Origin of the sequence: Gilvimarinus polysaccharolyticus (genome assembly GCF_001187555.1) — a bacterium.
Taxonomy (GTDB): Bacteria; Pseudomonadota; Gammaproteobacteria; order Pseudomonadales; family Cellvibrionaceae; genus Gilvimarinus; species Gilvimarinus polysaccharolyticus.
The window spans coordinates 307,300-326,733 of sequence record NZ_LFIJ01000002.1; the positions used below are offsets into that span (position 1 = coordinate 307,300).

The following is a 19,434-nucleotide window of genomic DNA, read 5'->3' on the forward strand; positions in this document are numbered from 1 at the left end:
TGTTATATTTTTTCAATGATTATATCAGAGTCTGTATCTTCATTATTTGAGTATTTTAAGGTAAAGGTAATACCATTAATGTAAAATTTAATTTTAGCAAATTCATTTTTAGAGGTAGAACAAATTATTTTACTAATTAATTCACCTTGAAAATTAAACTCACTCATAAAATCAGTTAATTCTAAATCATCTAAATCTTCGAAAGCATCAACTTTACAGAATTCTTCCCAGAAACCTAAAGTCGCATCTAGAAAAAATCGCTGATATAGATCAATACCTTCGAATTTACAGACAACCATCAAAACATCAACCTTACTGCTATCTGTATAAAAAACAGTGAAGTATTCGATTATTCTATTTATAAGATTTGAACATTCGAACTTGTCATCATTTATAATTCTTTGGCCAGCCACGATTTATCCTGAAAAATATAACATTTTAATAGGCTCCTTCCGGAATTTGCGCTTCGAGGGAGCCTATCTTTTTTGAATTTAAACAGAAATTACTCTGAAGGCCGCGTCAAGTCAAACCTACAAACGGCCTGACTGTTTTTTAACCACCCAATAGACCGTACTCGTAGGGAGCCTATCCCCGATGGAGAGGTACACGTTAAGCCGCTGATTTTTAACAGTTATTTAACAAACGACTCAATAGGTGCCCTTGATAGGCTCCCTGCTCACCTATTGCACCTATTTGAATAGACCGTACAAGCCTGCTACTGTATATATAGACAGCATGAGGAGGTTTTATGAAAGACGTTCCCCGATTACTTCCCGCAAGCCCTGTACGATTTATGGACCGGTTTAGAGCTTTTATTCGCGCCAAAGGGTTGAGCTATAAGACGGAGCAAACCTACTGTACCTGGGTGGTGGATTTTATCCGCTTTCATAATATGGCTAAACCCGAAAGCTTAGCGCCCCACGAGGTTGACCGGTATTTAAGTCATATTGCCAACCAACGCTTTTGCTCTGTTAATACCCAAAAAACCGCCTTAAACGCTCTTGCCTTTTTATATAATCAATTTTTAGATAAGCCACTTGGGCAACTAAGCTTTTCCACTAGTCAGCGGCCCAAAACGCTACCGACAGTGCTTAGCCACGATGAGGCAACCGCGGTGCTGGAGCAATTATCGGGCGTTGCTTGGTTGTGCGCATCGCTTATGTATGGCGCGGGGTTAAGAGTGATGGAGACAATGCGGCTTAGAGTTCAAGATATCGACTTTGCTAATAACTGCATTATTGCGCGCGAGACAAAGGGCCGTAAGTGGCGTCGCACATTGTTACCGCTATCTTTAGTGGGGCCGCTAAACGAGCAAATCGCTCTAGCTTTAAATGTTCAAGCAAAGGATTTAGCTGAGGGGTTTGGGGAGGTTTATTTGCCTAATGCCTTAGCCAGAAAATACCCGAGTGCGGCAACTGAGCCCGCTTGGCAATATATATTCCCTGCACCAAACCGCGCTATTGACCCGCGCTCTGGCAAGGAGCGGCGACACCACTTGGGGGAGCAGCAAATTCAACGTATTGTTAAAAAAGCTGTTTTGGCGAGTAAAATTCACAAAAAAGCCGGGTGTCATACTTTTCGCCACAGTTTTGCCACACAACTACTTCGCTCTGGTACTGATTTGCGAAACATTCAAGAATTATTGGGGCACGCGAGTTTGGAGACTACGCAAATTTATACCCATGTAGTGGGTATCGAGCAACGTGGAATTTCAAGCCCGATAGATTGATAGTGCCATCGGCAACGATATTTTTATCACACCGCTGGGCTGAATGGCACTTACTGAGTGCCGAAGCACTAACTTTTTTGCTATTGCCACGAAGACGAAAATCCAGAGGCCTCGGTATTTTCAACCACTGGCTCCCCGCCTATCCCATGGCACATTCTCTTGCTGCGCTGCGCAACTCACCTTGCTCGCGCAGATTTACGAGCATCTCTATATCACTAGCTTTTTATCTTTTGGCAATGCTGTAAAAGCGCTAATATTTTATTTTTAAGATACCTCGGTACCATTGAGGCTTTCTCTTGCCACCTCAATGCCCTGCAAACAAGCGCGGCGCAGCGTGGGGTAATCTTTATCAATTACCGTCAGCTCCGGCGTTTGCAGCAGCTGTTCAAGTTGCGACTCGGCCTCTAGTCTTTGATATATAACGCCTTCGGTTTCATGAGCAGAGAACGCAGCCTCTAACCGTTGCAATAATTGCTCACCGGTTTCGCGATCGGCATCGGGAACTGAGGGTAAGTCACCACTATTACGAACAGCTTCTTCGGCTTCTTTAGCCAACAGATCACGTGCGTGGGCGATAGTGTCAAAAAGCTCGCACGTAAGCTTATCAGTAACAAACTCGGCGGCGTAGCGGTAGTGGTCGGCGCTTTGCATTAGCGCTACATGTAAATCGTTAAGTGCAACTTGTACATCATTACGTAATACACTCATAAGCAGGCATCCTTCTGATGGTAAGTGGCGGTCATAGAGACTCGTCAATAGCGATAGGCCTTGGCACTACTACCTCTAAAGCTTTGGGCAAGACACTAAAATGTGCCGGCGTGTTGGCTACGGGTTCGCCATCGGCGTGAATCGCCATAACTTTTCGGCCGGTTATAATCTCTATCTTTTTTGCCTGAATATTAAAGACTCGCTCATTGTAATGCTGTTTGCCATCACGTAACAGCGGCGCCAGCGTTAATAACTCCCACAGAGTTTGCGGACGCAAGCTATACAGCGAAAGCTTGCCATCGTCGATGCGGCTGTTTTCATCTACCACATTGCCGCCGCCATAATAACGACCATTGCCAATAGCCATTTGAATAGAGCGTTGGCGGTAGTGCACACCATCGGCGGAGATATTAACTTTAAATTGCTTAACTCGAGCCAGCGCAGCAAATAGGGCTTTTAGGTAACTAAACACGCCCCATTGTTTTTTTACCTCGCACGTTAACTCCTCGGTAACCTTTACTCCAAGTCCTAGGTGGGCAACATTAAAAAAGTAATGCTCATTTACCACACCCAAATCAATTTTTTGGCACCGACCTAAAGCAATCGTCTCAAAAGCTTCTGCCAGCTCTGTACTTAAGCCCAGCGAACGCGCTAAGTCATTAGCAGTACCTAAAGGCAATACCGCAAGAGGCAGGTCACATTGGTACAAAGTACCCGCCATTGAGCTAATGGTGCCATCACCACCACCGACTATCACTAAGTCTAAATGGCTTTTACGATCAAATACGGCTTGACGACTGGTATCGGCACTGTGAGAGTTTAATCGTTCGACATGAATGCCGGCCTGCTCTAACCGCTCGAGCCCTGCATCAAGCTGTGCTTCTGCCCCTTGGCGTGCTTTGGGGTTAACAATCAATAAGGCGTTACGTATCTGATTTTTTTGCATAACTTTTATTTTTCGTCTGCATTAATTCGGCGAAATTTCGCCTCGAGTAAACTATAGCAACCAAATGCCACCAACCCGAGCGCAACAAAACCTAACAGCCAAGCGCCGTAAGGATTATTTTGTAGTGAGCTTAAAGCATCGGCGATGCCTTTAATCTCGGAGCTGTGAGCCACCAGGGCTGAGCGCGCAAGAATAACACCGATTAAAATCAGTACAGCCCCCCGCGCTAATAACCCAAAACGACACAGCGGCCGTAACCAAAAAATCTGTGCAGGTGGCAAGCGCATATATTTTTCATAACCCACATTCCAACCTTTTATCATGTGCGCCACACCCGCAACCGCCATACCCACACCAACAACAGCCAATAACCACAAACCCAAATCAGACGATAACCAAGTAGGCTCAGCCTCACGGCTGTCGGAGCCAAACCAGACCAGCTTTGCGGTAAACCATGCTAAGGCCCCGTGGCTAACAGCGCTAATAAACAAGCCCGCGCGTACCCCTAAGCCTTTAACAGAAGTGCCGTGATTATCGGTATCGCGCAGCGCTTGGGTACTGCGCCAAATCACATAGCCGACTAAACCCACGACTAATAACACTAATAAAATCTGGCCAAAAGGCTGTTCGGCAATCTCGCGTACAGCCCCGCGACTGTTGGTGGTTTTCCCGCCCAAGTCGGCTGCGGTTAAAACGGCCAGGGAGCCGACGGTTAAATACACCAGCGCCCGAGCGGTATAACCCATACGTGCAAGCACATCGATCGCAGCAACCTTGGTCATATTAACCGCGGGGGTATTCATATAAAGTCCTCATAATTTGTATCACAAGTCTGCACTGTTAAAGCTAATACCTAGGGGCTCTTGCCGGCAGTTACCGCTGAGTTATCGAAACTTGGTTCTAACGAACGATGGCATTGCAACCGGCGAGCTAAGAGCCAACAGGCCAAGGCCCAGCCGGAACCTGCGGTCCAGCCCGCCAGCACATCTGTAGGCCAGTGTACGCCCAGATACACTCGGCTAACCCCCACTAATAACGTAAGTGTTAAGGCCACCAGTAAATAATAAATTTTTAAACGACGGCGACGTTCGGCCATAGCCAAGAGCGCGCCTAAAGTTAAGTACGTGGCCGCAGCCACCATAGAGTGACCACTGGGAAAACTTGCGGTGTACACCTCGGCGCCATGGGGCACTAAATCGGGCCGATCACGCTCGTAAGAATCTTTGAGCCAAGTGTTTACGCCCAACGAGCCAAGCGCCGCCACCAACACCACAAACGCTAACCGTTTGCGCTGGGACAGTAGCAAATAGCCCATAACCACTAGCGTAAGCAGCGTTAACACTACGTTGCCGCCTAATGCGGTAATATCGCGGCCCATCTCCTCGGCCCAACCGGGGCCTATGGGGTCTGATACATCGCCCGCAGTGCGCATCATTAGTAACACTTGGCGGTCTAGCTCGTGAGTGTCGCCCGCGGTAACTAAGGCGGCTATCTCGGCAAACATCCATACCGATGCCAGCAACGCAAATACCACGCACAACACGGTTAGCTCGCGATTACCAAACCACCTAAAAAGTCGATTTAATCCCATTAATCCACCATCTAATAGCAACTGTATTGTTAGGGCCTTAATGTAAAGCAAAAACAGCGCCATTACCGCAGACCGTTGAAATCAGGGGCGATCAACTCATGACGGGTGGCAGCTCTGTAAATTAAGGAGTGACAAAAGTACAGTTTGCAAAATTCGATGGCTAATGGCGCTAACGCTTGGCAAAACAGCGAGGGACGGGGAAACAAAGTTATATGGCGAGCTAGTATTTAAATGCAGCTAGCGGCATGACGCGTATGGACTTAAGCTGAGGCAAGTATAAGCGCGGGTTAGCTACACCCCGCGCGATACATAACAATTAACCGTGGGCTTAGCCGCACTCATCGGCGGCATTTACCCTTAGCACTAACGGTTAGTCTTCTTGCTGAATATACTCTTCTATCTCTTCCGCGCTGTCGTGGCGAACATCTTCCCCTTTAACCAAATAAACCACGTACTGAGCAATATTGCGGGCGTGATCGCCGATACGCTCTAGCGCTCGCAACGACCACATAATATTAAGCGTCCGGGTAATGCTGCGCGGATCTTCCATCATGTAGGTGATCATTTCACGCATGGCGGTACCGTATTCCAGATCTACGGTTTGATCGGTTTGCACCACACGCAGGGCGACATCCATATCAAGCCGAGCAAAAGCGTCTAGAGCATCGTGCAGCATACGCGCGACATGCTCGCCAATATGACGCACTTCGACATAGCCGCGTTTAGCCTGCCCATCACGACTTAAGGCCATCGCTTGACGAGCAACTTTAGCCGCCTCATCGCCAATGCGCTCTAAATCAGTAATGGCTTTGGTAACAGCAATCACTAAACGTAAATCGCCGGCGGCTGGCTGGCGCTTAGCCAAAATACGGACACACTCTTCGTCAATGGCCACTTCCATGGCATTGATTTTACGGTCGGCGCGCACGACCTGCTCGGCCATTGCCGAGTCGGCATCAATCATGGCACGAATCGCATCGTTAACCTGACGCTCTGCCATTCCGCCCATTTCAGCCAGATGTGTTTTGATGCTGTCCAGCTCTATATTAAAGCGCTGCGAGATATGATGCTTATGACTGGTGATATCCATTGCCATAATAAGTTACTCCAATAAATGGCCCAATAACCTCAGCGGCAACGGTTAACCGTAACGGCCGGTAATATAATCTTCGGTTTGTTTTTTGCTTGGATTGGTAAACAAGGTGTCGGTATCACCCAGCTCAATCAAATCGCCCATATACATAAACGCCGTGTAATCGGACACCCGTGCCGCCTGTTGCATATTGTGGGTGACGATAACAATGGTGTACTGATTTTTTAACTCGTAAATCAGCTCTTCAATTTTTAACGTCGATATAGGGTCCAGCGCCGAGGCGGGCTCATCCAACAAAATCACCTCGGGCTCTATGGCAATTGCGCGGGCGATCACCAAGCGCTGTTGCTGACCACCGGACAAACCAAAAGCGTTGTCGTGCAACCGATCTTTCACTTCATCCCAAAGGGCCGCACCACGCAAGGATTGCTCAACCGCAGTATCTAATTTACGTTTAGATTTTACCCCTTGTAAACGCAAACCATAGGCGACGTTTTCATAAATACTTTTAGGAAAGGGGTTGGGTTTTTGAAATACCATACCTACCTGACGACGCAGCTCTGCAACATCGACGGTGCGATCGTAAATATCGTGACCATCGAGCATGACCTGACCTTCAACGCGGCAATTATCCACTAAGTCGTTCATACGGTTAAAACAACGCAACAACGTGGATTTACCACAACCCGACGGACCAATAAAAGCGGTGACCTTTTTCTCAGGTATTTGCAAGCTAACATTGTTAAGTGCTCGATCTTTACCGTAAAAAAGGTTTAAGTCAGAAACCTCAAGTTTTACTTTCTCGTGGGTCATGCAATTTGCCTCAGAAAAACCTTCAACACCTTTTATAGTCGGCATTTTCGTCTGAATCTTTATTCTCTCAGCAGCGCTTGGAGCCACCTTGGTAATGTCATCTAACATGGTTATTCTCCAGCAATCAATCTGATGCGCTACGATACTTTTCGCGTAAATTATTACGGATTTTAATCGCGGCTAAATTAAGAATAATAATAAGCATCACCAGCGTCATCGCGGTGGCATACACTAAGGGTCTGGCAGCTTCGACATTGGGGCTCTGAAAGCCCACATCGTAGATATAAAATCCAAGATGCATTATTTTTTGATCGAGGTGCAAGTACGGGTAGTGGCTATCGATCGGCAGCGATGGCGCCAGTTTAACAACCCCCACCAACATCAACGGTGCCACCTCGCCTGCAGCACGGGCAACAGCCAGAATCAAACCGGTCATCATCGCGGGCGTTGCTAAGGGCACCACCACCTTCCATAACGTCTCCGACTTAGTCGCGCCCAGCGCGAGTGAACCTTGACGAATCGTTTTAGGAATACGTGACAAACCCTCTTCGGTTGAAACAATCACCACCGGCAAGGTTAACAGTGCTAGCGTTAACGAGGCCCAGAACAATCCTGGAGTACCAAAAGTTGGGGTTGGCATAGACTCGGGGTAAAACAGCTCATCAATACTGCCCCCCAAAAAGTAGACAAAAAAGCCTAAACCAAACACCCCGTAAACAATAGAGGGCACACCGGCAAGGTTGTACACCGAGATCCGTATAAGACGCAATACTGGCCCTTGGCGTGCGTATTCGTGTAAATAAATGGCCGCCAACACACCAAACGGAGTCACCATAATCGACATAACAAGCACCAAGGTTACAGTGCCAAAAATAGCGGGAAATATACCGCCCTCGGTGTTGGCCTCTCGTGGGTCATCAACTAAAAAGCCCCAAAATCGACTTGAATATTCAGCCAACTTTCCCCATACGCTTAAGGCATTGGGGCGAGAGACACGGACAATATTGTGCAACGGCACAAGCACTGTCTGACCATCGGCCACCTGCATAACTAAGGTGTCGCGCTCTAGTCTTTGGTAAAGTGCATCGCGCTCGGCTTTTGCTACCTCATAGTGTGTTTGCAGCTCGGCTCGGCGCTCAGCAAACTCAGCCTCGGCACGATTAATAGTCGCAACATCGGCGTTGTTTATGGTTAATTTTTTACGTGCTAACCGCAAACCTTCTAGGGCGTGATTGACATCGCCGATAGCGCCATTTTCAATCGCTTTAATTTCTTCGTGCAAACTGACGCTACGAGCAACCCGCTGCTCTAACTCTTGCCAAAACTGGGCATCATCACGTTCGGCAATCACCTCTCCATGGGCTTTGATTTGTTGCGCAAAGCCATAAAAATTGCCCCACTGACGACGTTCAAGCACCATAATGTCTTGCGGGTAATCCCACTCGCCCATCCCGGTTGCAACGTACCACATAAAATCATTGCCAGTAATGTCACGGTTACCCTGTTTTATCAGGTGGCGAGTCACTAGCTCTGCCCCCTCTGGCACCGAGTAGCCAGCATCTCGGGCTACTGCCGCGGGTATTGTCTCTGAACGAACCAGCTCACCGATAACCGTTTGGCTTTGCTCTTGTTTATCAATCACAGTAGTACGCAACACCTCGGCTGGCCAAAAATGGCTAAAGCCTCGCACCGCGATCAGCCCAATTAGGCCCACCACCATAATCATACATAAAGCTACCGCGCCGCCATTGAGCCAGATCCAGGGAGCACCACTTTTAAACCATTGCTTCATTTGTTAACTCCCAGACTATAGATTGCTGTAGCGTTTACGCAGGCGCTGACGAATTATTTCGGCGCAGGTATTAACGATAAACGTCAGAGTTAGCAGCACCAGTGCGGCCAAAAATAACACCCTAAAATGACTACTACCCACTGCGGTCTCTGGTAGCTCTACCGCAATGTTGGCCGATAAAGTACGCATACCTTCAAAGATATTAAAGTTAACCAATGGACTGTTGCCGGTGGCCATTAAGACGATCATGGTCTCACCTACCGCGCGACCAAAACCCATCATCACCGCGGAAAAAATGCCTGGGCTAGCCGTCGGTAACACCACCCCAATCACAGTTTGCCAACGGGTAGCACCCAACGCTAACGAGCCCTGGGTTAAATGCCTAGGCACGTTAAAGACAGCATCTTCGGCAATAGAGAATATGGTGGGAATAACCGCAAAGCCCATAGCAATACCAACCACTAAGGCGTTACGCTGATCGTAGGTTATACCGTGATTGGTAAACCACTGACGCAAACTACCATCAAAAAACCACACTTCAATATGAGGGCTTAAGCTAACACAGAGCCAACCGGTTAAAATAATTGGCAGCACCAAAATAGCGGCCTCCCAACCCTCGGGGGCAAAACTGCGAACCGATGACGGCAATAAAAACCACAAAAACCCTACTACCAGCATGATTAAGGGAATAAACACCAACAAACTAAAGATCGCAGGAAGGTGGCTCTCTAAAAACGGGGCAAGCCATAAACCGGCAAGAAAGCCCAAAATAACCGTGGGCAAAGCCTCCATGATTTCAATCGAAGGCTTAACCACTCCACGCAATTTAGGTGTCATAAAGTAAGCGGTATAGAGCGCACCCATAACTCCCAATGGCATGGCAAAAAGCATGGCAAAAAAAGCCGCTTTTAAGGTGCCAACCGAAAGTGGAATAAGGCTCATTTTTGCTTCAAATGTATCGCCACCAGAAGATGCTTGCCAAATATACTCTGGCTGCGAACGTCCCTCGTACCACACTTTTTGCCAAAGTGAACTAAAAGAGATCTCTGGGTGTTGATTCCAAACATCTACCACTTGGATATGATTGCCGGAATCGGTAATGATCAAACGACCATTGATGGGGGATATAGCCAACTGCGCGATACCCTTTTTCGCCACCTTTTTTACCAACAAGGTACGCGAAGAGGTGCCGTAATAAATTCCTAGATGGCCACTGCTATCGCCCACCAGAAAACCTCGTCGAGAATATTCTGGGGCAATAGTAGTCACCGCTGCCGGCAGTGACTCAAACTCACGCACATGCTGCAAATGATAAATATTTTGGCTATCGCGCACTAACAACCACTGACTTACCGAACCGCTATCGGTGCCCATCACTACCGAACCGGTTGCCACCAAAAACTGCAATGCGGTTGTCTGGCCACGCTCGGTGGGGATTGTCTCAGTTAAACTTATTTGTTGTGGGTTACTAATGTCGTACACATGTAATTGCGCTTGGTTATCGGCAACAATAACATGACTGGCGCCGGCATCGACTTGAGCAAAACGCGGCGTGGCACCGTTTGGCAGTGCCGGCAGCGGGTACACCTGACTACGGATACTCGTCTCACCGGTCATGATATTACTTTGAGTGGTATAACTGCCCAACAGCAGGCGGTTATCCGCGGTAGCCGCCACCAAGGCATAACCTCGTGCGGTTTTTTGTATCGCCACCGCCGTTAGCGACTGGCCCTGTTGATCTAAAGTGATTGGAGCTGCACCCAGAGGATATTTTAGCTCTGGGGTTATTTTGCGCTGATCATTAGGATAACTAAGGTTGTATACATGCTGCGCTACCACTACTTGGCCATTACTGTAGCCGTAGGCTATCAAGGCATCGGTTGGCGTGCCGTAACCCATCGCACTAAACTCGGCATCCGCAGGCGCAGGTAACTGTACGTTCAGCAAAGGCTCGCCACTGGCTACCTGAAAGAACTGCACTTGGCCACTTTCGCTGTAGTTAGCGCCAATTTGTTCATAACGCTCTAAGGTTTGGTACACCGTAGGGCTAGTCATCTCAGTAACTTGGGTACTGCTGTATTGGGTTACAGGCGTTACTTTGGCCCCTTTAAGTAACGGCATCACCTCGGAAAACAGATAGAAGAATATCAACCCAAGCGCCCCCACTACGGCGATGCCTGCGGTAGCCACACCCCAATGAGAAAAGCGATCTTTAAGTTTGCGAGTCCTGCGCAATTTGGCCCGCTGTTGGGCTTGGGGCATCAAGCTCTCGGGCTCGGATGCGACAGGAGGGGTCTTTTGCATGAATGACAATCCTTGGTGATCTGTTAGCTTGGACGCCAATAGAGCGTCGAGGCGACTTAAATTAAGGAATGGGTGCTAAGGCGCAAATAGTAACCGCCAAAAATGACAGTTTTGTGACAAAACATGCGGCACTATACCGCCGCATGTTTACAGGCTTCGCTTTATAGCTCTAACTCGGCACGCACACGCTTAGCCACTTGGGCCGGCAAAGGGATATAGCCATCGCGGATGACGGTCTCTTGTCCTTCTTTAGAGAGCACCATTTTCAAAAACTCTTTATGCAACGGATCAAGCGAGTGGTTAGGCTTTTTGTTTACGTAGACAAACAGAAACCGAGCCATTGGATAGCTGCCATCGGCGGCGTGTTCGGCATCGGGGCTGGCAAAGGGCATGCCCGCCTCGGCCGCAAGCGGCAACGCACGTACACTTGAGGTGTTATAACCAATCCCCGAATAGCCAATGCCGTTGATCGATTCGCTTATGCCTTGCACCACTGAGGCAGAACCGGGCTGCTCGTTAATGCTGGCTTTGTAATCACCGCCACACAACGCAACATCTTTAAAAAAGCCGTAGGTGCCAGAAACGGCGTTACGACTATAAACAGTAAAATCACGATTTTCCCAAGCGCCAGTCAAACCCAGCTGACCCCAACGAGTAATATCTTCGCCATAACCACAGATTCTAGTAGCCGAGAAAATGGCATCCACCTGGCTCATGGTTAAACCCTCAATCGGGTTGTCTTTATTGACATAAAGCGCCACAACATCAATAGCTACTGGCACGGCGGTGGGCTTATAGCCGTAATGAGCTTCAAAAGCTTGAATCTCGGAAGCTTTCATTTCTCGGCTCATGGGGCCAAAGTTAGCGGTGCCTTCGGTAAGAGCCGGTGGCGCAGATGACGAGCCCGCGCCCTGGATCTGAATATTCACGTTAGGGTAATGCTTGGCAAACTGCTCAGACCACAAGGTCATTAAGTTATTCAGAGTGTCCGATCCGACACTACTGATATTGCCAGAGACTCCGGAAGTTGTTTGATAGTCGGGCAAGTTTGGATCTAAATCGGCAAAGGCCGCACTGCATAGCAGCGAACAGCTAAGGGCTAAACCACTGATAAGACGTTTGGTGTTCATTGCGCACTCCTCGGTTAAACACTAGGACAACTTGGTATGGAGCGCACTCTAACTAGGCTATATGACAAACAGATGACAGGCCGTAAAAAAACTGTCACATTTAAAGGGGGGGAGTAACACAGTAACTGCGAAGAAGTTATGACAGGACTACACAATAGTTATCTTAGATATAACCAACACCGTGCCGCCAAACATAAAGGGCACCATTGCGGTGCCCTTGGGGAGTGACTTTAACTTAATTTTTTTCGGGGTAATTGAGCACCGCGATATAGCTCATACTAGTCGCTTTATTATCGACAAAACCCGGAATGAAGCTGGATTTTTTTAACGCCGACTCGACAACTTTAGCATCCTGACGAGCGCGACCGGACGCCTCAATAGTACGCACCCCTTGCACCTCACCATTAGCACTAACATTACCTACTACTCGCGCCAAACGGCCATTATTAAAAAAGGCTTTACCCTCTGCTCGACCGTCGGCCACATAAACACTGTACCAATCGTCGCCACTAAGGCGCTCTTGTGGGGCCACGTAGCTCACGCCGTATTCACGTTGCAAGGTACCCAGGTTCGGCAGCATCACTACGTTAGGTTGATTGTCATTGCGCGAGTAAACCACCCGAAACGTCATTCGCACCGGGACGGTTGCTCCATCAACTTGTGCCGGTGAAAAGCTCAATCCCTCAATCGCACGTTGCGTTTGCCCCTGTAAATCATCGTAAGCGGCTTTATCAAAACAGCTAACATTACTGGCCACACCGGTGGCGGCAATATCTGCTTGGCAGTACACAGAAATAGTGCGCTGATCTGCCGCCATCTCTGCTGGAATAATCACTTTTTGGCTGACCTGATCAACCACATCGCCAAATTGCGCGGGTTGATACATGGAGCTCGCACTGCTAGAAAAAGGCAGAACTACTGCCAAAATCGCCAGTGAACCGAGCACTTTATTGGTTAGAAGTGTTTTCATGCTCAAATCCTCATCATCTCTGGGGGACATCCCCGACTTCAAATAAACGCAGTTGATATGCTAGATCTGCGCTGTTGTTATAAAGAATATCACCCGCCCACGCACATCACTGTTAAATTATTATTACAGAAGTGACATATTTTAATTTTTTTTATAAAAAGCGTGATTTTTTCGTAAAACACCCCTTCCAGCATCGAGCTTACCTATAAAACGAAGAACTTTTTGAATTAACGACTAAACCTATAGCAAAAGCGTCTAAGCCTAATCTAATTTTTAATGGCATTTTTAGCCTTGGTGAACCTCAAGTGGATCATTTTAGGCCCCAGCCACATCTATCGATTTATCGCCTCAGAAAACCAAACACAAAAAAAAGCCGCTACCTTGCGGTAGCGGCTTAATCGGGCCTCTTCTTACCCCTAAGCGTTATTGTGCTTAGGGTGCCTGACTTAGAAGGAGTATTTAAAGTCTAAGCCTATGCCTGTGCCTTGCTCTTGCTTAAGGATCGTCACCACTTCACCGGCAGAGTTCACTTGATCAAACTCACGATCTTGGCCCAACAAGTTGCTAAGCTTAAGCTTCATGCTAAGCATATCGGTTGGGTAGAAGGTGTATACCAAGTCAATCGAGTGAAACGGTTGCTCAAATGCGTCTTGATGGCCATTAGAGCGGGCCGCGTAGTACACGCGATCACCAAACACGTTGTACAGTAACGATGCCGTATGCATACCGTCGGGCGAATCAAACCCCAGCTGAGCGTTCATCACATACTCGGACTGACCAGTCATACGACGATTGGTGTTGGTAAAACCAAGACCGTCGGCCGAGACAATCTCTGAATCACTCAAGGTGACATTACCCGAGACAAAAAATCCCGCACCGATATCTTTTAAGCCTTCAAACTCTAACCCGTAAATTTCTCCAGATTCAGCGTTGTAAAACTGCAAGAGGATATCGTCATCAGAGCCCGGCGCACGGGTCTGCTCGATGGGGTTTTTGATGTCTTTATAAAACAGCGATACCGTAAAGTTATCACCTCCGGCGTAAAACCATTCAGTACGTAGATCGAAGTGATTCAACTCAGAGAAATCCAATAACGGATTACCCTGAACGCGTATACCTAATTCCGGATCGATATATTCAACATCAGATATTTCACGCAAATCGGGACGAATCACAGTTTGACTGACCGAGGCACGCACTTGGAAGTCATCGGCATTCATAAAGCCTTGATTCATAAACGTCAAAGCCACCGATGGAAACCAGCCGTCATCCTTAATGGCGAACTTTTGCCCTTCACTGGCCAACTGATTATTCAGATCAACAATCGACTCACCGGAGTAATCCAAAAGATCCACCGGCAAAACCGCCTGACGGAAGTCTTCGTAACGCACGCCGGCAGTAAAGCGCCAGGTGTAATCGAGATTAATATCGACCATACCATAAGCCGCATCGGTCATTTGCGCGGCAATATAGCTCTCTTTGCCCAGACCATTACCCATGGTTAGTTGAAAATTATTGCTCATATTACTCAAATTTTCATCGGACAACACCTGCCCTGGCGTGCCCTCCATAACATCACCTGACACACCCGCCGCATCAATATTGGCCGTGTAGCCGTAGTAAGCGCGAGACTTATCGTTATAGCTGTAACCACCACTAAGGGTCACAAGGTTATCGCCAAAATTAAGTGGCAGCTCACCGTTCCAGCCGTAGCTTTTTACGTTATCTTCTAGCTGTAAAAACGCAAACGTAGCAACCGATGTGGTCGAGAGTAGGCGAGTTTTCAGCACTTCACCCGTGATCGGATCAAGTACGTTTGATGCCTGAATATTGACTTCGTTTGGCACGGCGGTTTCGGCGCGCGAATCGGAGTAAAACCAATCGATTTGTAATTCGTCGGCGAAGGTTCCCGCAAACAAATCAAAATTATGATCACCGGTCAGTTGAAATATTTCTAAACGGCGCTCTTCATAGCGAGTTTGGTAATTGACGGTTTGCGAACCATCAACTTCACTGCTGTTGGAATCGAAGCCTTCAGTGTAAGACACCAGGTCTTCTGCATCAGTAATATGGTAAGCGCTCGCCTCAATGGTGTGCATTTCTTGAAAGCTTACACCAGCACTAACCGCGGCCAACTCACGAATCTCTTCAGCGGTACGCTGCACTTCAGAGTTAATGGTGTCGGGGCTACCTACACCTTTTTTACTCTGGTTTTTGTTGCGCCACTGATGATCGTAAGAAACGTTTACCAGCCCACCAACACGCCAATCATCACCAACATACCAAGAGTTGCCTATCGAGAACTTACCGTCAAAATCAGCAGGGAGTGACTTAGATGTCATTTCCACATCGCGATCAAGCGACAACAACAGGTTACGGTTGATTTGATTGGCCTCGGCAATCAGCTCCGAGCTAGGTGAACCACCGGTGCTGTGCAGAACATTCAAAATGCCATTGCTGCTTGGATCACCACTGTATTGCTGCAGTGCTTGACCGATGGGTTCGGGCAACGTGTTGTCGACACTGCCGCCGGAATAACTAATACCATCGTCGCTATTTACGGTATTCCAGCCGGTGCCCAAAGACACCTCAAGTACCACGTCGTCGGGCATGCCCTTAGTGCGGATATCAATATTACCGCCACCAAACGTTGCCGGCAGATCAGGCGAGTATGCCTTTTGAACTTTAAGCGTTTTGACGATGGTTGATGGAAACAAATCCAACGGCAACACGTTACGGGTCAACTCCGGTGAAGGTACCGCCGCACCATTAAGCAAAGTGCTGGAGTAACGCTCACCGAGCGAACGAACATAAACGTATTTATCATCAACAACCGTCAAACCGGTAACACGCTCTAGCGCCGATGCTACATCGGCGTCACCGGCGCGAGAAATTTGCTCGAAGCCAAGCACATCAGCGGCAAATGCCTGCTCAATACGCTCATCGACAATAGAGTCGGCACTGCTTTGCAGGCGACCGATAGTCAGTACTTCTTCGATAACCGGTGCCTGAATACTCAACCGCTGACGCTCAGGCTGTTCGCCTGCTTCATCGTTGGACTGAGCCAGTACCGAGTGAGTGCTACCCAGTGCAACAGTGGCGGCAACTACAGCCAATGCTAACGGGTTTCGCTTGGTAATCATTGTGCGCATTTTAAAAACCTTTTAAGGCGGTTTTCCAAACGGTCTGGGAAGATCCACCCAACGCGCTCTGCGATACATGCAGACTCATTATGGCGGTGGATGGGTCTTAATTAACTAGGCGGTTGAAGCAACCGCCTGTCTAGCTTGTTACACGTTGGACTTTGCCGTGACAAGGCGCCCCATTAGAGGCGCCTTACCCGATCGATCCGCTGTGTAGCTTATTGATTCAGACCGGTGGTCCAACCAGCTACCCAGTTGTTGCTTGCGCTAACGGCGCCAATAAAATCAACCGCTTCAAAGAAGCTGCTAGTACCAGCATTACCTAACGCGGGCGCTGCGCCAGCCTCAAAGCTGTCTTGCAACATGGTGACGTCGTATACCGGAACGTTAATGGTTACGCCGTTGCCATCGCTAAAGCTGGCAGCCGTAATATAAGCGCGTGGGTTGCTATCCAAACCATCAATCACCGAGGCTGGTAAGACACCAGTGGTGTTCTCGTCCAGTACAACGTTGTTGGTGTTGCCTGCTGAGGCAATCCAGCTGTCAACATCGAATGCACCATTGGCAGGATCAACACCAACTTTGGTCGCTTCGGTACAAGCCAACAAAGTGCTGTGTACTACTGACCAACCTTCGGTAGCCGCCCAAATTGTTTGCGGGCCTTCAGAGTCGTCCAGCTCAAAACATTCGTTAGAGGACATGCCAGAAGCACTAGAAGTTACGATAGAGTTATACAATTCGAAGTGTGCACCTTCACGAAACAACACACCTTCTGCGTCACCTTTAGAGGATGGATCATCACCTTCACCTTCATCAACATTAGAGGTGATACAAGTCATATTAGAGATACGACCTTTGGTGAAAGGAGCCAGATCATCAGCTCGACCGCCGCCGGTGTTATCGGCTTCAATACAACGGTTAGAACCAGAAGTTTGTGTTACCAGAGCAAACTGAACATTGCCCACCCAACCTTCAGAGTAATCTATCGAATCATCACCCACGTTAGTGGCAACGACATGCTTCAAATCAACTGCGCCACCAAACATTTCAAAACCATCATCTTGGGTGGTGTAAGTTTGTACATACTCGATAGTGGTGCCAGATCCAACGGCGTTTAAAGTCAAACCGTTCAGCTCTGAACCATCAACCACTTCAAAACCCGCATGCTTGATTTGCACATAGCGCAAGATGCCTGAGTTTTCAGCGTTGTTATTACCACCGTAAGAAGCCGGACGACCTTCAGCGGTAATGCTGCAACTGTGAACATTGTTGTCGGTCGCCGCGCGCTGCTCATCGGTACACTTATTGGTAATACCGTTACCGTTAATTTGTACCCCACCCCACAGACCGCGATCAGACTCAGTACCCACGCCATCACGCAAGTCAGCAACGGCCGAAAAGATAATCGGTGCATCTGCGGTACCGTCAGCTACGATGGTAGAGCCGCGTGCGATACGAACGTAATCGGTTGAGGCCGAAAAAGCGATTTTAGCGCCGGCTTCAATCGACAACTCAGAACCTTCGCTCTCTTGTGGAATACGAACACCGCTAGTAGCTTCGCTGGCATCAACATCTTCACCAACCCACAAGCTGTCTTCAAAAATATGAATGCCGCCGTCCAGCGCTGGGATCAACAGGTCAATAGTCAGTGGGTTAGTGTCGCTGACAAAAGTTGGCCCATAAGTACAGTTGCTGCCGTCAAACAAACCTTGACGTGCTTGACCGTCTTTGGTGTAAGAAGCACAAGGGTTGGTATCTGGCGTTGCACCGCTGCCACCGTTAGTGACATTGTTGGTGGTGTTGTTAGAGTCGATAACGTTGCTCGACGGGTTCAGGTTAATGTCACCACCACCACAAGCAACTAACATAGCGGCTAATGCATTCACGCTTACCAAAGTCTTGATCTTCATAAATTCCAACGCTCCCCAAAGGATTGCTTGTCAAAGTATGCCGACGCTAACCCCTGTTAGCGTCGGATAAATTCGTAGTTCGTGCCCATAATGAGCTGACATGACTGACTAAAAAGGCACCACTTCGTGGTCGGCCCAATCTGAGCTCAGTACTCATGTGGCGCCTATACTTGACGAGTTTTGTGAATATTGGGTGACAGGATTGTGAAGGTTTTATTTCAGGCGGCGAAAAGCAAGCTATCGATCCAAGCACTAAGTGAGCGGGATAATCAAACCGAGCCGTGATGCAGGCAGCCCAACCGTTAAATCAATCGCCACAACTAAGTAGTAAAAATGCGGGCAGTGAAAACTAAGCCAAAAAATCAATCGCGGCTCAATTTACCAACAATACTAGTATCGAAGCCTAGTATTTCACTTAACCATATAAAATTATGACATTTTTGTTATCCTGTCATAATTCTGCAATGAATCTTTTATTAAATGTTCAAACAAGCATGATCTCCAGGTTACCCACTAGGCAGATACCAATGAACGAACGAAAGATATTAATCGTTGATGATGAAGCGGCCATTCGCGATATGCTACGCGTAGCACTGGAAATGGCTGATTATCAGTGTATAGAAGCCAGTAATGCGCAAGATGCTCACAGCTTAATTATTGATGAAAAGCCTGATTTACTGCTCTTAGACTGGATGCTGCCAGGCACCAGTGGTATAGAATTGGCGCGGCGCTTAAAGCAGGACGAGGTCACCGCTACCTTACCTATTATTATGCTCTCAGCCAAAGGTGAAGAAGATAATAAGGTGCAAGGTCTAGAAGTCGGTGCTGATGACTACATCACTAAACCTTTCTCGCCGCGTGAACTGGTTGCTCGATTAAAGGTGGTGCTGCGCCGCACCGCACCAAAATCAGAGTCCGAGCCCATTGTCATCGGCAGCTTGTGTCTCGACCAAGTCAGCCACCGAGTAAGCATTAATGACCAGCCCGTGAGTATGGGGCCAACGGAATACCGCTTGTTAGAGTTTTTTATCACTCACCAAGAGCGCGTATACACTCGCAGCCAGCTACTCGATCATGTCTGGGGCGGCAATGTTTATGTCGAAGAGCGCACGGTAGACGTTCACATAAGACGATTACGTAAAGTACTGGCTATCGACAGTCTCGATTATCTAGTACAAACTGTACGCGGCACAGGTTATCGGTTTTCTATAAAAGCAGAAGCCTAAACCCTACCAGCACGCCTTAGTTGCACTGATGTATACAGTATAAAAACTGTATAATAAAAGTCCACTGCTGCTCTCACCT

At 48.0% G+C, this 19,434-nt stretch carries 15 protein-coding genes; 2 read left to right on the top strand and 13 right to left on the bottom strand.

Features of this window, described 5'->3' with window-relative positions:
• Positions 1-2: 2 nt before the first annotated feature.
• Positions 3-413 (bottom strand): hypothetical protein, encoded by a 411-nt coding sequence (locus GILYN3_RS09930; RefSeq protein WP_157484915.1) that lies wholly within the window; start codon positions 411-413, stop codon positions 3-5.
• A 335-nt stretch (positions 414-748) separates the two neighbouring features.
• Between GILYN3_RS09930 and GILYN3_RS09935 the strand changes: the two genes are divergently transcribed.
• A complete protein-coding gene (locus GILYN3_RS09935) occupies positions 749-1,729 on the top strand; it encodes an integron integrase (protein WP_049722837.1) in 981 nt (326 codons plus the stop codon).
• Between the two features lie 264 nt (positions 1,730-1,993).
• Here the strand turns inward: GILYN3_RS09935 and GILYN3_RS09940 are convergent, their stop codons facing one another.
• From GILYN3_RS09940 to GILYN3_RS09995, 12 genes are all read right to left on the bottom strand, one after another.
• Positions 1,994-2,437, bottom strand: coding sequence for a hypothetical protein (locus GILYN3_RS09940; protein WP_049722838.1), 444 nt, complete (start codon positions 2,435-2,437; stop codon positions 1,994-1,996).
• A 31-nt stretch (positions 2,438-2,468) separates the two neighbouring features.
• Positions 2,469-3,383: a lipid kinase gene (locus GILYN3_RS09945; RefSeq protein WP_049722839.1), complete on the bottom strand. Its 915-nt coding sequence runs from the start codon at positions 3,381-3,383 to the stop codon at positions 2,469-2,471.
• Between the two features lie 5 nt (positions 3,384-3,388).
• Positions 3,389-4,186 carry a DUF1206 domain-containing protein gene (locus GILYN3_RS09950; RefSeq protein WP_049722840.1) on the bottom strand — a complete coding sequence of 266 codons (798 nt, stop codon included), beginning with the start codon at positions 4,184-4,186 and terminating at the stop codon, positions 3,389-3,391.
• Positions 4,187-4,236: 50 nt separating this feature from the next.
• Positions 4,237-4,974: a phosphatase PAP2 family protein gene (locus tag GILYN3_RS09955; protein ID WP_049723906.1), complete on the bottom strand. Its 738-nt coding sequence runs from the start codon at positions 4,972-4,974 to the stop codon at positions 4,237-4,239.
• A gap of 370 nt (positions 4,975-5,344) precedes the next feature.
• Positions 5,345-6,064, bottom strand: coding sequence for a phosphate signaling complex protein PhoU (gene phoU, locus GILYN3_RS09960; protein ID WP_049723907.1), 720 nt, complete (start codon positions 6,062-6,064; stop codon positions 5,345-5,347).
• A gap of 51 nt (positions 6,065-6,115) precedes the next feature.
• Positions 6,116-6,880, bottom strand: a complete 765-nt coding sequence (gene pstB, locus GILYN3_RS09965; RefSeq protein WP_232305616.1) for a phosphate ABC transporter ATP-binding protein PstB — start codon at positions 6,878-6,880, stop codon at positions 6,116-6,118.
• 124 nt (positions 6,881-7,004) lie between these two features.
• Positions 7,005-8,672, bottom strand: a complete 1,668-nt coding sequence (gene pstA / locus GILYN3_RS09970; protein ID WP_049722841.1) for a phosphate ABC transporter permease PstA — start codon at positions 8,670-8,672, stop codon at positions 7,005-7,007.
• A gap of 15 nt (positions 8,673-8,687) precedes the next feature.
• Positions 8,688-10,976 carry an ABC transporter permease subunit gene (locus tag GILYN3_RS09975; protein ID WP_084005338.1) on the bottom strand — a complete coding sequence of 763 codons (2,289 nt, stop codon included), beginning with the start codon at positions 10,974-10,976 and terminating at the stop codon, positions 8,688-8,690.
• A gap of 161 nt (positions 10,977-11,137) precedes the next feature.
• Positions 11,138-12,106, bottom strand: coding sequence for a PstS family phosphate ABC transporter substrate-binding protein (locus GILYN3_RS09980; RefSeq protein WP_049722842.1), 969 nt, complete (start codon positions 12,104-12,106; stop codon positions 11,138-11,140).
• 235 nt (positions 12,107-12,341) lie between these two features.
• Positions 12,342-13,076 carry a hypothetical protein gene (locus GILYN3_RS09985; protein WP_049722843.1) on the bottom strand — a complete coding sequence of 245 codons (735 nt, stop codon included), beginning with the start codon at positions 13,074-13,076 and terminating at the stop codon, positions 12,342-12,344.
• A gap of 446 nt (positions 13,077-13,522) precedes the next feature.
• Entirely contained in the window at positions 13,523-16,228 is a 2,706-nt protein-coding gene (locus tag GILYN3_RS09990) for a TonB-dependent receptor domain-containing protein (protein ID WP_049722844.1), read from the bottom strand.
• Between the two features lie 209 nt (positions 16,229-16,437).
• On the bottom strand, positions 16,438-18,129 hold the full coding sequence (locus GILYN3_RS09995) for a hypothetical protein (RefSeq protein WP_049722845.1): 1,692 nt from the start codon (positions 18,127-18,129) through the stop codon (positions 16,438-16,440).
• A gap of 527 nt (positions 18,130-18,656) precedes the next feature.
• Between GILYN3_RS09995 and phoB the strand changes: the two genes are divergently transcribed.
• Positions 18,657-19,355, top strand: coding sequence for a phosphate regulon transcriptional regulator PhoB (gene phoB / locus GILYN3_RS10000; protein WP_049722846.1), 699 nt, complete (start codon positions 18,657-18,659; stop codon positions 19,353-19,355).
• Positions 19,356-19,434 lie beyond the last annotated feature (79 nt).